This is a genomic window from Mycobacterium sp., from assembly GCF_035499775.1.
GTDB lineage: Bacteria > Actinomycetota > Actinomycetes > Mycobacteriales > Mycobacteriaceae > Mycobacterium.
The window spans coordinates 23,237-37,348 of the sequence record NZ_DATJYB010000419.1 but is presented as its reverse complement, the minus strand read 5'-3'; the positions used below and the strand labels follow the sequence as shown (position 1 = coordinate 37,348).

The following is a 14,112-nucleotide window of genomic DNA, read 5'->3' as shown; positions in this document are numbered from 1 at the left end:
GGAGTTCGCGGCAGTCGTTGCCGCCAAGCTGCAAACGATGCCCAAATGCGAGCAGGGCCATGCTCAGCAAGATCGCGATCGGTGTTGCGGCCGGGTTCCGCAGGTCGATCTCCTTGAGGAGAACGCCCGAAATGGATTCGGCGCCAGCACAATTTCGGCGACGATAAATGGCGTGGCGGGCACGATTGCGCGCTTGGTGGTGTCGACCGTTTCGGCCACACTGACGGCCGGCAATTCTGAGGCCATGATCGACACATATGTCTTCCTTTTCGAGAAACCTTGACCGACAACCACGTTCGGCGTGGCCGCGGGTACTCCGCAAGACTCACCAAATAGTTCCACCCATGTATGTGCCGCTAACGGCGGATCGTCGTTCCGGCTGGCCGGGCGCCTGGTGACTCGGAGGCACCACATGGTGGCTAGCAAGTAGGCCATCCTCCCGTTGACAGGGAGGCATTGCCGCGCATGCTGGGCGAGACTAATAGGACCGCTTTAGCGCTAGCGAGAACAACGGTCGCGTTGATCGTTTCATACTGCCCGCTGTTTCGAGGAGGTCCAGAACCGTGCAAAACATCGATTGTCGTCGGCACCGACTGGTCTTCTCGTGGCGACTAGCTCGGCGCGACCCCTGCTGTGGCTCCTATCACCCGGTATCGCTTCAGAACACGGCGCTCGTGAACATCGTACTGATGCTCATCCTGGTAATAGGTTCGTGATCGCGCGCGCCGTCAGCCGCCCTGTCGACTGGTGATCGCCGGCAACTGAGCGCCAACCCGCAGTACCGCCTTGGCAAGCCGTTGCTCGCGGATCGGTAACCAAATAACGCCTGGGTGCAACCAATGTTGTCAGCCCAAGCTAGTGCACGGTGCGCCGAGCATCGGATTCGAGCCGGATGTCGCGCGCAAGATGCCCGTGTGAGGTTACAACGTCCCACATCTTGGCGCCGCAGCCATGCGGGAAATGAGCCTGGCTTTCGTGCGCGTTGAGCATCGCTACGGCCCCTCTGTTGCGTTGGCCTCAAAGCCTGACGCTGTGTCACCCGATTAACACCCAGACCACTCCCCGGCTGGCCAGAACATCTGGTACCCGCAAGCACCACCGCGGCCAGTGTAAGAACAATGACGTCAAATCTCTCGCAGCGAAACAGACTGCGCGCCAGGATACTTTGATCCCCCTTCCGGCTACCAAGTAGCGCGCTGCTCCTGCGGACCCGCATAGCGAACTGCGGCTGGCAGTGAAGACTCCTGGCTTGCCGACAGCCATGGTGAATGTAGTGCGGGTTACCCAAAGAAGGTGGAACATGTTGCAAACTCAGCCGACATCACGTCAACCGGCACACGTCTCGAGTTCACCAAGTCGGATGGACATGACCACACGCCCGCGCGGTATCGGCGGCGCCCGCTCGGCGGTTCACCTGATGGCGCGTGCCGCGATGGTGCAGGCGCACGAGGCAGCGCTGTTGCTGTCGGTGGCGGCGACGGCGCCGGTACGCCTCTTCCGCGGCGACCATGAGCCAGCAAATACAATTTCGCCGCACGCGAAACCGCATGCGGCGGCTACACTTCCAGTACTACTCGTGCACGGTTTCGGCGGAGCCAAGTCGAGCTGGTCGTTGGTTGCGCACGCCCTGAGCGCCCGGGGCCTCGCGGTCCACGCGATCAGTTATGCACCGGTCGGAAAATCGGTGGAGCAGCTGGCTGCTCAGCTAGTCGCCGAGGTGGAAAGTACGTTGAATCGAACCGGTTCAGACAAGCTGCATCTGGTCGGACACAGCCTCGGCGGCGTTATCATCGCGCAGGCCATCCTGGACCCTCGCCTAATCGGGCGAGTCGACACCGTGGTCACGCTGGGCTCTCCGTTCGGGGGGTCACCTTGGGCAGATATGCTGCCTATTCTCGAGCTCGTCAGGGCGCTGAGGGCCGGGTCGCCGCTGTTGCGCCGGCTCGCCACCACACCATTGCCTGATGGCGTGCGGTGGCTATCAGTGACAGCCGCACTCGACATCATCGTGCCCGGCGTTCGGTCAGTACCCGCCCACCCGCAGGTGGAGACGATCACGTTCGATGGGGTCGGCCATCTCGGGATGCTGCTGAGCCGGAAGGTGATCGCTTACATCACAGCCGCACTGTCCGCAGCGGGTACGGGTTCCGCCACTGAGCCAGTAGTGCGTGTGTTGGCCAGCGCCTCCTGATTGCTTGAAGATGACTGCGCCGCAGTAGCTTTGGACGGTCATTTGCTACTTGACTTGTCTGATCGTGGTGCCGCCGCGCCTGGGCCTCGTGCCCACTTTGCAATAAGACACGCCGGTTCATCAATACTCTGCGCGAGGACTAGCACTGTACGGCCGTTGCGCGGCCGTACATACTGCTCACTAGATCCGCCGGCGTTTACGGGTTGGAGCGGGTTAGAGCCGACAAAAGGAGAACTTGGTGAAGCGTGAGCTGTTGATCGCTGTTAGTGCGGCGACCATCGTCGCGGGGGTGGCGGGGTGTTCCAAGGACAACCAAGCGTCTGGGCCGTCATCCAGCGCAGCATCCTCCGGCGCGGCCACGAGCTCCAGCGCCGCGCCCGCAACCGGCAGCACTCCTGCCGCGTCCGGCGAAACGAAGGTCATCGTCGGCGGCAAGCCGCAGCCGGTCAGCGGCCCGGTGGTGTGCTCGACGAACGAAGGCAAGTTCTCCATCGCGGTCGGTGACATGGCGACCGGCATCATCGTCGGTCTGGAACAGGACGGATCGGCGGTCCACAACGCGGGCTTCGGCACCGTCGACGGTGTGGTCATGAGCTTCACCGAGGGCGTGCCCGGTAACGACGCCAAAGCGACCAAGACCGGCAACAGCTACCAGATCACCGGCCACGCCAGCGGCATGGACAACGCGGGCCAGCAGGTCAACAAGCCCTTCGAGGTCGACGTCACCTGCCCCTAGGAGGTCGACGCCGGTTACGGCCAAGGCGGGCAGATGGGCGCGCAGGCAGGCCCGCGCGGCACATGGTCTCCTTCGACAATGTCGTTGTGCTGCGGGCTATCTGGGAAGCCCGCCGCGGGATACCAATAGTCGTGGCAGACATTCAAATCCCAGCCCTGCCGCTGCATCGCGGCGATCGGGCCCGCGGGTGAAATGTGGTCCCGCGGATCGGGGTGACCCGGGCACCAGGTGTAGTGATCCAGTGGCGCGGGACCGGGTTGGGCCTGGGCCGTGGCCGCGGCAAAGCCGCCCGACAGCAGTGTCGCGGCAATAGTCGGTGTCAGGGCGCGGGTAGCAAGCATGATGATTCCTTTCACCGCTTTTCGAGGCGAAATTGCCACCGGCGACTTGCGATATTCTTGCGTCCGCGCCGCTACCGATCAAATGCTGAAAACAGCACGCTCACTTGACTTTTGCCAGGCGGCCAGCAGGGCTGACCGCCGCCGGCCGACGCCACGCAACCCACGCCAGCGCCGTGAGCACCGTCACCGCTTCAGCGATTACGCTGGCCGCCGCGTAGGGCGACGGGTCCCAACCGTGCTCGGTAAAGCCCATCAGCCCCACTGTCCTCGACAGGACGAAAGCCACCAGCGAGCCACCGGCCACCGCGGCCGCCGCCCAGCGCAGCCAAAAGGGCCCACCCACCGGAATCAGCACGGCCAGGGCGAACGAGACACTGGCCTGCACCAGAAATCCGTCGCCGATACCGGGGATATGTTGATAGCCATGGACATAGGGGTAAGAATGGCTGGCCGCGCTGATCACCTGCGACACCGCCAGGACTACCCGCAGCAGGAGATCTCTCAGAATCATTGCAGTACCGACTCTTTCAATGCCAGGGCGCTCTGCCCTTTGGTGTAGCCGACCTCGCGGATGCCCAGCGCGTCGCGCAGCTTTCCGGCCGGCAAAGTGACCGGCTTGGGTGCCGGTCCGTCACCGGGATGGGGCAACGGATAGGCCGTCGTCGTCCCGGTGTAGAAGGTCACGTTGCCTTCTGTCTTGGAAAACAGTTGGTGGACATGCCCGTTGAGGCAGGTGACCGACGAGAAGCGGCGCAGATAGCTCAGCGCCTGGGCAGCATCGTCGGTGCCCCAGCCCCAGTCCGGGTACATGGCGAACAGCGGGATATGGCTGAGCACGATGATCGGCGTGTCACTCGACAACCCCGCAACGTCCTTTTCGACGAACTCCAGTTGTTCGGCACCCAAATGCCCAAGCTTCTTCAGATTCAACGTGTTGACGAGCGCGATCACGTGCACGCCGGAGATGTCGAAGCTGTACCAACCGTCGCCCTTGCTACCCGCGCCGAAGGCGCTGCGATACTTCTGCCCCGCATCGTCGACCGAGTCGTGCTCGCCCGGCACGGTGAACACGTGCGGCGTTTTCAGGCCGCTCATCATCTGCTTCGCCCGGTCGAACTGGTCGGGGGTGGACAGGTGCGTGATGTCGCCGGTGTGAATGACGAAATCCGGTGTGTAGCCGAGGTTGTTGATGCGATCGATGGCGTGGCCGAATGTGTCTGCGACGTTGGGGTTGGCCGGTCCGGAGAATCCGAGGTGACTGTCGCTGACTTGAGCGAACCTCAGGGTCGGCCGAGCCGTCGCGGTGTGTTCGGCCGAAGCGACGTGCGAGATGACCTCACCGCCGACCACGGCGAAACCGACCGCCGCACCAAACCATGCGGTGTGGCGGATGAGTTGGCGGCGACTCATCGTTTTCGGATCATTTGTCGCCCTTGGTTCATCTGTCATGGAGTCACCACCACGGTGCCGCGCATCATCGGGTGAATCGAGCACACGTACTCGAACTTTCCGGGGCTGGAGAAAGTGTGCGAGAACGTGGCCCCCGTCCCCATGCCGGGCGAGTGGAATGAACCGTCACTCGCCGCCACGGTGTGGGGTTCCTCGTCGCGGTTGGTCCAGATGACGGTGGTGCCGGCGGCGACGGTCACGGTAAGCGGGACGAACGCGAAGCCGTCGATGTTGACTTGGTTCTTTCTGACCGGCGCCTGGGGGGCGGTGATCGACATGCTGGCCGATGGCGAAGGGGTGCTGGCAACGGGCTGCGAAGTCGCGCATCCGGCCAACGCCACCGCGCTCAACGCCAACCACGCCAAGTGTTTTCGAGTCATGCCAAGAGATAGCGCGGTGGGTTACACCGCTCAGGCCGGCTGGCCGGGGCGAGCTTAGAACGACCTGGGCTCCGCGTCGCCGAACGTGCTCTGAGGGCGAAAAATCCGCCAAAATCTCGCCCTCAGAGCACGCTCGGCGAACGACAGGCCGAATACTCTCAGGCCGGCTGGTCGGGGCCTACCGGCGCGAACACCTCGATGACTCCGTTGACCTCGCGCACCATCAGCTTCGGCAACGGCTTCGGGGCGATCGGCAACTGGTGGGTGAGCACCTGCCCGCTGGACGCGAACGACGTCGAGTGGCACGGGCAGCGCAGCCGGTCGTCGGGTGCGTCGAACCACAGCCGGCACCCTTGGTGAGTGCACACCCCGGAGACGGCTTCGGGATTTCCGTCGACCCGGCGGACGAATCCGCTGACGGTCCCGAGATCAAACGGGTGCATCACCCCGTCGGGCACATCCGAACTGGCCGCGACGCGCATCCACCGCCCGTCGTTCGGCTTGAGCTCCCCGCCCGCCACCGGAGCTTCCGCGGGTTGGACGCCGATGACGAGCCGATCCACCGACACCGCGGCGGCCGCGGCGACCGCGGCAGCCGACGTACCGACGATCACCTGGCGACGCGTCGTGTTTTGCATCGGCGCCGGTTCCCGCGGTGCGCCGGTCATCTGCTCCGCGAGGCGGCGGTGCAGGTCGCTGAGGAATTCCTGGCTGGGCGCGTCACCGTCCGGTCGAGCCGCTCGCAGGTCGATCGCCGTCCTGATCTGCGCGGCCTCGAAGTCGTCGGGCGCGAACGGCTTAGGCCGACGACCCCGCAGCAGATCGTCGATATACCTGCGCAACCCCCGCGCGTTCATTGCCGGCCCTCATCGGTGACTTGTGCGGCCAGTCGCAGCGCGCGGTGCTGCAGCACTTTGGTGTTGGCAACGCTGATGCCGAGTTCCGCCGCGGCTTCCTTGATCGAACTGCCTTGCAAGAAGCGCAATTCCAGAATCTGGCGATAGCGGTCCGGCAGTCTGTCGAGAACCTGGGCGACACGCTGGGGCGCGGTGCTGATCGCTTCCTCACTGTTCTGGCAATCTGGGCCTAGCTGTTCGATGACGTCGATCGAGGTTATCTCCCGGCCCAGGGTCTCGCGCCAGTGCGCGGCCAGCACTGTTCGCGCCGTCGCCCGCAGGTACGCGCGCACCTCGCCGACGCTGGCCGTCAGGCGCAGCGGGCGCAGCGCGGCGAGGAACACCTCGGCCGTGAGGTCCTCGGCATCGGCCCGGTTGCCGACCCGGGCGAACAGCGTGCGGTACACCCACGTCGCGTTGTCCTGATACACCGCTTGCCAGTCGGTGTAGCCGTTATCCGGCACCGCGCGCAACGGTCGCGGGCCGACGGGATCGTTTCGTGCGGTCACGTGCCTCCTTCACCGATCAATATCCGCTCGGGTTACACGTGATGGAAGGGGGCGCCTTGCGAACACAACGAAGCTAATACTAGGATATGCAAGTATCTCCTCTGTACCCCCTTACCGACCTCTTTTGGAAGACCATGACCACACAGATTCCGCACTTCATCGACGGCCAGCGCACCGCCGGCCAGTCCACCCGCACCGCCGATGTGTTCAACCCCAGCACCGGCCAAGTCCAGGCCAAAGTCCCGATGGCCGGCCAAGCCGACATCGACGCCGCGGTCGCATCGGCGGTCGAAGCCCAAAAGGGCTGGGCCGCTTGGAATCCGCAGCGCCGCGCCCGGGTGCTGATGCGGTTCATCGAGCTGGTCAACCAGCACAACGACGAGCTGGCTGAGCTGCTGTCCATCGAGCACGGCAAGACGGTCCCCGATGCCCAGGGCGACATCCAGCGTGGCATCGAGGTGATCGAGTTCTGCCTCGGGATCCCGCACCTGCTCAAGGGCGAGTACAGCGAGGGCGCCGGCCCGGGCATCGACGTCTACTCGCTGCGGCAGCCGCTGGGCGTGGTCGCGGGCATCACCCCGTTCAACTTCCCGGCGATGATCCCGCTGTGGAAGGCCGGCCCGGCTCTGGCGTGCGGAAACGCGTTCCTGCTCAAGCCCAGTGAGCGCGACCCGTCGGTTCCGGTGCGACTCGCCGAGCTGTTCCTGGAAGCCGGCCTGCCACCCGGGGTCTTTCAGGTCGTGCATGGTGACAAGGAAGCCGTCGACGCGATCCTGCACCACCCCGACATCAAGGCGGTCGGGTTCGTGGGCAGCTCGGATATCGCGCAGTACATCTACTCGACGGCCGCGGCCACCGGCAAGCGCTCGCAGTGCTTCGGCGGGGCCAAGAACCACATGATCGTGATGTCCGACGCCGATCTCGACCAGGCCGTCGACGCACTGATCGGCGCCGGTTACGGCAGTGCGGGCGAGCGTTGCATGGCGATCAGTGTGGCGGTGCCCGTCGGCGAGCAGACCGCGGACCGGTTGCGCGCCAGGCTCATTGAGCGGATCAACGGGCTGCGGGTGGGGCACAGTCTGGACCCCAAGGCCGACTACGGGCCGCTGGTCACCGAGGCCGCGCTGACCCGGGTGCGGGACTACATCGCCCAAGGTGTGGAAGCCGGCGCCGAATTGGTGGTGGATGGCCGCGACCGAACTAGCGACGACCTGGCGTACGGTGACGCCAGCCTGGAGAGCGGCTTTTTCATCGGCCCGACTCTGTTCGACCACGTCACCGCGGACATGTCGATCTACACCGACGAGATCTTCGGGCCGGTGCTGTGCATCGTGCGGGCCCACGACTACGAAGAGGCGCTACGGCTGCCCTCGGAGCACGAGTACGGCAACGGCGTGGCGGTCTTCACCCGCGACGGCGACACCGCCCGCGATTTCGTCTCCCGAGTGCAGGTGGGCATGGTCGGTGTGAATGTGCCGATCCCAGTTCCGGTGGCCTACCACACCTTCGGCGGCTGGAAGCGCTCCGGCTTCGGCGACCTCAACCAACACGGCCCGGCGGCGATCCAGTTCTACACCAAGGTCAAGACCGTCACGTCGCGGTGGCCGTCCGGCATCAAAGACGGCGCCGAATTCGTCATTCCAACAATGGATTAGCGCCATGTTTGCCCTCGATGACGACGAGCGGGTGATCACCGAGACGGCGGCAGCGTTCGCCGCCAAGCGGATTGCCCCGCACGCCCTGGAATGGGAAGCCACCGAACACTTCCCGACCGATGTGTTGCGCGAGGCCGCCGAACTCGGCATGGCGGCCATTTACTGCCGCGACGATGTCGGCGGCAGCGGACTGCGGCGGCTGGACGGGGTCCGCATTTTCGAGCAGTTGGCCATCGCCGACCCGACGACCGCGGCATTCCTGTCGATCCACAACATGTGCGCATGGATGATCGACAGCTACGGCACCGCCGAACAACGCAAGGAATGGATTCCGCGGCTGGCATCCATGGACGCCATCGCCAGCTACTGCCTCACCGAACCCGGCGCCGGATCCGATGCCTCCGCGCTGAGCACCCGTGCGGTCAAGCAAGGTGGCGACTACGTGCTCGACGGCGTCAAGCAGTTCATCTCCGGCGCCGGAGCATCCGACGTGTACGTCGTGATGGCACGCACCGGAAGCGACGGCCCGCGCGGGATTTCCACCTTCGTCATCGAAAAGGACACTCCTGGTCTGAGTTTCGGTGTAAACGAAGAGAAAATGGGGTGGCGTTCGCAACCGACCGCGCAGGTGATCCTGGAGGGGGTGCGCATCCCCGCCGACGCGATGTTGGGTGGCTCAGACGGTGAGGGTGCCGGCTTCGGCATTGCGATGAACGGGCTCAACGGCGGCCGGCTCAACATCGCGGCGTGCTCACTCGGGGGTGCGCAGGCCGCCTTCGACAAAGCGGGCACATACGTCCGTGACCGGCAGGCGTTCGGCGGCTCCCTGCTCGACGAGCCCACCATCCGGTTCACCCTGGCCGATATGGCCACCGGCCTGGAGACATCGCGAATGTTGTTGTGGCGGGCGGCAAGTGCGCTCGACGCCGACGACCGCGACAAGGTCGAGCTGTGCGCGATGGCCAAACGCTATGTCACCGACACCTGCTTCGAGGTCGCCGACAAGGCGCTGCAGCTGCACGGTGGCTACGGCTATCTGCGCGAGTATGGTCTGGAAAAGATCGTCCGCGATCTGCGGGTGCATCGAATTCTGGAAGGGACCAACGAAATAATGCGGGTGGTCATCGGTCGGGCCGAGGCCGCGCGATTCCGTGCCGCCCCTTAGAAAGGGAGCCATGACCGAACAGCTGACGATCGCCTTCTTGGGGCTGGGCAATATGGGCGCGCCGATGGCTACTAACCTGATCGCGGCCGGTCACGCCGTGCGCGGGTTCGACCCGGTGCCCGCCGCCAGGGAAGCGGCCGCCTCGAAAGGTGCCACGTTGTTCGACAGCGCCGCCGCCGCGGTCGTCGACGCCGACGTGGTCATCACCATGTTGCCCAACGGCGAGGTGGTCAAGCGCTGCTACACCGAGATTCTGCCCGCCGCGCGGGACGCCACGCTGTTCATCGACAGCTCGACCATCTCGGTCAACGACGCCCGCGAGGTACACGCCCTGGCTGGCTCGAACGGCATGCACCAGCTTGACGCGCCCGTCTCCGGAGGGGTCAAGGGCGCCGTCGCCGGCACCTTGGCGTTCATGGTCGGTGGCGACGAATCGGCCCTGCGGCAGGCGCGCCCGGTGCTGGAACCCATGGCGGGCAAGATCATCCACTGCGGCGGGGCGGGTGCCGGCCAGGCCGCCAAGGTGTGCAACAACATGGTGCTCGCGGTAGAGCAGATCGCGATCGGCGAGGCGTTCGTGTTGGCCGAGAAGCTCGGGCTCTCAGCGCAATCACTGTTCGACGTCATCACCGGCGCCACCGGCAACTGCTGGGCGGTACACACCAATTGCCCTGTGCCGGGCCCGGTTCCGACATCGCCGGCCAACAACGACTTCAAGCCGGGCTTCGCGACCGCGCTGATGAACAAGGACTTGGGCCTGGCCATGGATGCGGTGAGCTCAACCGGTGCGAGGGCGCCGCTCGGCACCCACGCCGCGGAGATCTACGCCAAGTTCGCCGCCGACCACGCCGATAAGGACTTCAGTGCCGTGATCGAGACACTGCGCTGAAACCCGCGAGCGCGCGCATTTGTACAGCGACACGCCGTCGCCCGCGTACATTTGGGGCCGCTCGCGGGCTTTCGTTGCACCGCACACTAAAACCTCGGGCTCACTGCACCTTCGGCCCAGCAACGCTGCCAGTTGATCGGCGGCGGCGCGCGGCGGGTGGCCGGGATGTTGTGCACGCTTGCCGAGCGGGTGTTCGCCTTGAGCGAAACCTTTAGTGCTGCTTAAGTTCTGGAAGAAAACCTGTCGGTGGGTCTTCGTAGGATTCGAGTATGAGTTGCAGCAGTCGTGAAGAGGTCACCGAGGTGGTCGAAGGGCTGCGCGCGTATGCGAAACGCTGGTCGGAGTTGAATTTTGATGCCTTGACTGGCCCGGAGTGGATGGCGCTGCTGGAAACCGGTGAAATGGTGGCGCGCCACGCACGGGCACCGGAGCCGGTGTTGATCAACCACCTCAAGGCCCGGTGCACCGACACCGAACTCGGTGGCCGGCTACACACCGTGATCGCTGACCGACTGCACATCACCCCCGCTGAAGCCTCGCGTCATATCCATGCTGCCGCCGAGCTCGGGCCGCGCTGGGCGTTAACCGGTGAACCCCTGCCACCGCTGCTGCCGGCAACCGCCGAGGCCCGCGCACGGGCCGCCATCGGCGAGGAACACGTCAACGTGATCCGCACCTTCCTCAAACAACTGCCCGCCTCGGTGGAGCCGGACGTGCGTGAGGAAACCGAGAAGCAGTTGGCCAAACTGGCGGTCGACCAGCGCCCCGACGAACTGCGCGAACAGGCCCGCGAGTTGTTCGACCTGCTCAGCCAGGACGGACAAGAACCCAACGACGACCAGACCCGGGCCCGCAAACGCGGGATCAGGCTGAGTCCTCAAGATGCCGATCGCATGTCGCGGATCAGCGGCTACGTCGACCCGGAACTGCGCGCCGTGCTCGAAGCCATCGAGGCAAAACTCGGCGCCCCCGGGCAGTGCAATCGTGAGGATGAGAACCCCGTCGTCGACGAGGAACCCACCGAAGAGGCCGCACGCGCGGATCGGCGTGGCAAAGACCAACGCTTCCATGACGCCCTGCTCATCGCCGGACGTGCCCTGTTGATGTCGGGCAAACTGGGCCGACACAATGGGCTACCCACCTCGATCATCGTGACGACGACGCTGAAGGAACTCGAAGCCGCGGCCGGTCGCGGGTTGACCGGGGGCGGCACCGTCCTGCCCATGTCCGATGTGATCCGCCTGGCCCGCCATGCACACCACTACCTAGCGATTTTCCAGGACGGCAAGGCGTTGGCGCTGTATCACACCAAGCGGCTGGCCAGCCCCGCGCAGCGACTTGTGTTATACGCCAGAGACCGTGGATGTACCTTCCCGGATTGCCCGGTCAAGGGATACTACTGCGAAGTGCATCACCTCATCCCGTATGCGATATCGGGTGAGACCGACGTCAACGGTTCGGCTTTGGGCTGCGGCGAGCACCACCCCCTGGCCGACAAAGGCTGGATGACTAGAACAAACGCCCATGGCGACGTCGAATGGATACCACCAACCCACCTCGACCGGGGCCAACGACGCATCAACCGATACCACCACCCCGAGAAAACCCTCTGCGAACAAGACGACGACGAACCCGAATGACGCAGCCCAACGAGGCTTTCGCCCCACAGGCAAGCCATTGATCCGTTCAACGAGCCCGGCACGCAACCGGTCAGTCCGCTTACTGCACCTTTCGGCCCAGGAACGCTGCCAGTTGATCGGCCGCCGCGCGGTCCGCTGAGCACGGCTCCTCCTGCGCGAACGGCATGCCCGGGCCACGGAACTGGGGCCCCACAAACGCCCGCACGGCGGCGAGCTGCTCGGCGGCCAACTCGGGATCAAGGTCGGTGGACTGCCCCGTGGCGGCCGCCAGGTCCCACGCGTGGGTCAGCACGTCGCTGGTGCGCATCCCGATGAAAATCTGCCCGGGAACCTCCCCGAAAGGCAGCTTGTACATCGTGGACAGCCCGTCCGGCCGGGCGAAGAACTCGTGCGCGGCGGCAGCTGCGGCCCGGTGGTCCGTAACCATGTCGCCGGGCCGGGCGGCAGGCGCATCGGGGCTGCCGCCCCACGGCCCGACCTGCTCGTTGCCGCCGATCACATGCTCGATCAGATCGTCGATCGTCCATTCCGTGCACGGCGTAGGCGCGCCGAGCTGGTCAGCACTGACGTTGGCGAGGACCCCGGCGAACACGTCCTGAGCACGCTGGTGAGCTAGTAATGGATCCACCGTCCTGTCCTTTCCGTGTGGCGTTTCGTTGTCTAGGTCACATCATCGTCCACGCACGCCGGATTCGAGCATCCGGATGCTGCGAGCCGACGGATCGACACGGGCCCGGCAGCCCAGAGGTAACACACCCTGCGGCGAGCCGTGCCCGTAGTCGAGGTTGGCGACCACCGGCATCTCGCGGCGGCCCGCCTCAGCGAGCACCGCCTGGATGTTGTCCCAGAGCTGGAACGTCGCCCGCTGCGTGTAGCCCATCGGCCGGGCGATCAGCAGGGCGCCGATTCGGTGCAGCACACCACCGGCGAGATAGCCACGCAGCCAATGCTTCACGGTCTGAGGCGCCGGCGCCTCCTCCGACGTTTCCAGCAGCAGGATCGCGCCGTCCCATGCGCTGGCGGGCGGCCAGAGCGGCGAAGCTTTGGCCATCTCGAGGATCTCGGTGTTGCCGCCGATCAACTCCCCCTCGACCGCGGCGTCGCCCTGCAGCCACACCCAGCCGGGGTTCGTCCACCATCGTCGCCTGCGATCTCCGGCGGCGGGGTTGCTCCAGCCCCGGGACTCCTCGGTCCATTCCGGGGAAGCGGTCAGCTCGACTGCATCGCCGTCGAATAGTGCTGCGCGGACTGCTGATTCGACATAGGGCAGGATGCCTCCGGGCTCGGCGAAGCAGGTCATCAGAGCGGGCCCGTGGAAACTCACCACTCCGGCCTGGCGGTGTACCAGGTGCTGCACCGTGGCATCGGAGAACCCGAGGAACACCTTGGGATTCTCGCGGATCAGAGCGAGATCGAGATAGGGAACGGTGCGGATCGACTCGTCGCCGCCGATCGTCGAGACGATGCCGTTGACCTGATCGTTGGTGAGGGCCCAGTGCAGATCGTCCGCGCGGGCCTGTGGATTGTCGTACAACCATGCGTTGTCGCGAAGCGCGTTGGGTGTCTCGATGACGCGCACCCCGAACGTCTCACCGAATTGCCGTTTGCCCGTCTCGTAGCGCCGTGGATTGCTCGCCGCGGCGCCCGACGACAGTGAGATTGCGGCAATCGTGTCATCCGGCTGCAACGCGGGCGGTTTGAGCCTGGACATCAGAAGTCTCCGGCGTTGCGCCGCAGCGTTTCGATGGAGGACACCAGCGCCTGCGATTCATCGGCGGCCATCCCGATGTCGGCGAACACCTGCTCGTTGAGCGTGACGGTGGCGTCCTCGACGGTGGATCGGCCGAGCTCGGTGATCTCCACCAGCGTCGTCCGCCCGTCGGTGGGATGCGGCACCCGCTGCACCAGCCCGTCGGCCTCCAACCGCCGGATCGCATGGGTCACGCTGGTGACGTGAACCTGCAGCCGATCGGACGCTTTGGTGATGGGCAACGCTCCGGTTCGGCTGAACGCCAACAGCCGAAGTAGTTCGTAGCGGGAGAAGCTCAGGTCGTAGGGACGCAGCGCCGTCTCGACGCGGGCCAGCAAGATCTGGTGCGCGCGCATCACCGACGTCACCGCGACCATGCCTTGCGATACCTCGCCCCATCCGGACCGCTCCCAGTTGGAACGCGCGAGCGCGATCGGGTCACGCTTCTGGGGACTCGAGGCGGCCACGCCCCTTCTTACCGCAGATCCGCGGCCCGGCTTCCCCCGCCCCC

Annotated in this window: 17 protein-coding genes; 8 read left to right on the top strand and 9 right to left on the bottom strand. The window is 65.2% G+C overall.

The genetic code is table 11. The features are described 5' to 3' along the window. From VML93_RS26075 to VML93_RS26065, 3 genes are all read left to right on the top strand, one after another. A partial coding sequence (locus VML93_RS26075) for a hypothetical protein (protein ID WP_325615158.1) occupies nt 1–283 on the top strand: 283 nt, incomplete at its 5' end. A gap of 1,083 nt (nt 284–1,366) precedes the next feature. Further along, nucleotides 1,367–2,191 carry a lipase family alpha/beta hydrolase gene (locus VML93_RS26070; protein ID WP_325615157.1) on the top strand — a complete coding sequence of 275 codons (825 nt, stop codon included), beginning with the start codon at nt 1,367–1,369 and terminating at the stop codon, nt 2,189–2,191. A 238-nt stretch (nt 2,192–2,429) separates the two neighbouring features. After that, entirely contained in the window at nt 2,430–2,927 is a 498-nt protein-coding gene (locus VML93_RS26065) for a lipoprotein LpqH (protein WP_325615156.1), read from the top strand. A gap of 14 nt (nt 2,928–2,941) precedes the next feature. Here the strand turns inward: VML93_RS26065 and VML93_RS26060 are convergent, their stop codons facing one another. The 4 genes from VML93_RS26060 to VML93_RS26045 form a co-directional block, all read right to left on the bottom strand. Then, nucleotides 2,942–3,268 (bottom strand): hypothetical protein, encoded by a 327-nt coding sequence (locus VML93_RS26060; RefSeq protein WP_325615155.1) that lies wholly within the window; start codon nt 3,266–3,268, stop codon nt 2,942–2,944. 100 nt (nt 3,269–3,368) lie between these two features. Continuing rightward, nucleotides 3,369–3,779, bottom strand: coding sequence for a hypothetical protein (locus VML93_RS26055; protein ID WP_325615154.1), 411 nt, complete (start codon nt 3,777–3,779; stop codon nt 3,369–3,371). Beyond that, nucleotides 3,776–4,678 (bottom strand): metallophosphoesterase family protein, encoded by a 903-nt coding sequence (locus tag VML93_RS26050; protein WP_414686445.1) that lies wholly within the window; start codon nt 4,676–4,678, stop codon nt 3,776–3,778. The genes VML93_RS26055 and VML93_RS26050 overlap by 4 nt, the downstream gene beginning before the upstream one ends. 35 nt (nt 4,679–4,713) lie before the next feature. Then, entirely contained in the window at nt 4,714–5,058 is a 345-nt protein-coding gene (locus VML93_RS26045) for a cupredoxin domain-containing protein (protein ID WP_414686446.1), read from the bottom strand. On the opposite strand from VML93_RS26045, the gene VML93_RS26040 reads away from it, so the two are divergent. Continuing rightward, on the top strand, nt 4,994–5,155 hold the full coding sequence (locus VML93_RS26040) for a hypothetical protein (protein WP_325615151.1): 162 nt from the start codon (nt 4,994–4,996) through the stop codon (nt 5,153–5,155). The two genes, VML93_RS26045 and VML93_RS26040, sit on opposite strands and share 65 nt — an antisense overlap. 100 nt (nt 5,156–5,255) lie before the next feature. Here the strand turns inward: VML93_RS26040 and VML93_RS26035 are convergent, their stop codons facing one another. Beyond that, entirely contained in the window at nt 5,256–5,954 is a 699-nt protein-coding gene (locus VML93_RS26035; protein WP_325615150.1) for a Rieske (2Fe-2S) protein, read from the bottom strand. Continuing rightward, entirely contained in the window at nt 5,951–6,502 is a 552-nt protein-coding gene (locus VML93_RS26030; protein ID WP_325615149.1) for an RNA polymerase sigma factor, read from the bottom strand. The genes VML93_RS26035 and VML93_RS26030 overlap by 4 nt, the downstream gene beginning before the upstream one ends. A gap of 134 nt (nt 6,503–6,636) precedes the next feature. On the opposite strand from VML93_RS26030, the gene VML93_RS26025 reads away from it, so the two are divergent. From VML93_RS26025 to VML93_RS26010, 4 genes are all read left to right on the top strand, one after another. After that, a complete protein-coding gene (locus VML93_RS26025; RefSeq protein WP_325615148.1) occupies nt 6,637–8,157 on the top strand; it encodes a CoA-acylating methylmalonate-semialdehyde dehydrogenase in 1,521 nt (506 codons plus the stop codon). A 4-nt stretch (nt 8,158–8,161) separates the two neighbouring features. Further along, the gene (locus VML93_RS26020) at nt 8,162–9,322 is read left to right on the top strand and encodes an acyl-CoA dehydrogenase family protein (RefSeq protein ID WP_325615147.1); all 1,161 of its coding nucleotides are present in this window, start codon (nt 8,162–8,164) and stop codon (nt 9,320–9,322) included. A gap of 10 nt (nt 9,323–9,332) precedes the next feature. Further along, nucleotides 9,333–10,211 (top strand): 3-hydroxyisobutyrate dehydrogenase, encoded by an 879-nt coding sequence (gene mmsB / locus VML93_RS26015; protein WP_325615146.1) that lies wholly within the window; start codon nt 9,333–9,335, stop codon nt 10,209–10,211. Between the two features lie 269 nt (nt 10,212–10,480). Next, the gene (locus tag VML93_RS26010; protein WP_325615145.1) at nt 10,481–11,851 is read left to right on the top strand and encodes an HNH endonuclease signature motif containing protein; all 1,371 of its coding nucleotides are present in this window, start codon (nt 10,481–10,483) and stop codon (nt 11,849–11,851) included. A 79-nt stretch (nt 11,852–11,930) separates the two neighbouring features. On the opposite strand, the gene VML93_RS26005 is transcribed toward VML93_RS26010, so the two are convergent. The 3 genes from VML93_RS26005 to VML93_RS25995 are packed head-to-tail and all read right to left on the bottom strand — an operon-like array spanning nt 11,931 to nt 14,068. Further along, nucleotides 11,931–12,479 carry a TIGR03086 family metal-binding protein gene (locus tag VML93_RS26005; protein ID WP_325615144.1) on the bottom strand — a complete coding sequence of 183 codons (549 nt, stop codon included), beginning with the start codon at nt 12,477–12,479 and terminating at the stop codon, nt 11,931–11,933. A gap of 42 nt (nt 12,480–12,521) precedes the next feature. Continuing rightward, nucleotides 12,522–13,562: a S66 peptidase family protein gene (locus VML93_RS26000; protein ID WP_325615143.1), complete on the bottom strand. Its 1,041-nt coding sequence runs from the start codon at nt 13,560–13,562 to the stop codon at nt 12,522–12,524. Continuing rightward, nucleotides 13,562–14,068: a MarR family transcriptional regulator gene (locus VML93_RS25995; RefSeq protein WP_325615142.1), complete on the bottom strand. Its 507-nt coding sequence runs from the start codon at nt 14,066–14,068 to the stop codon at nt 13,562–13,564. Before VML93_RS25995 ends, VML93_RS26000 begins: the two co-directional genes overlap by 1 nt. Between the last annotated feature and the right edge of the window lie 44 nt (nt 14,069–14,112).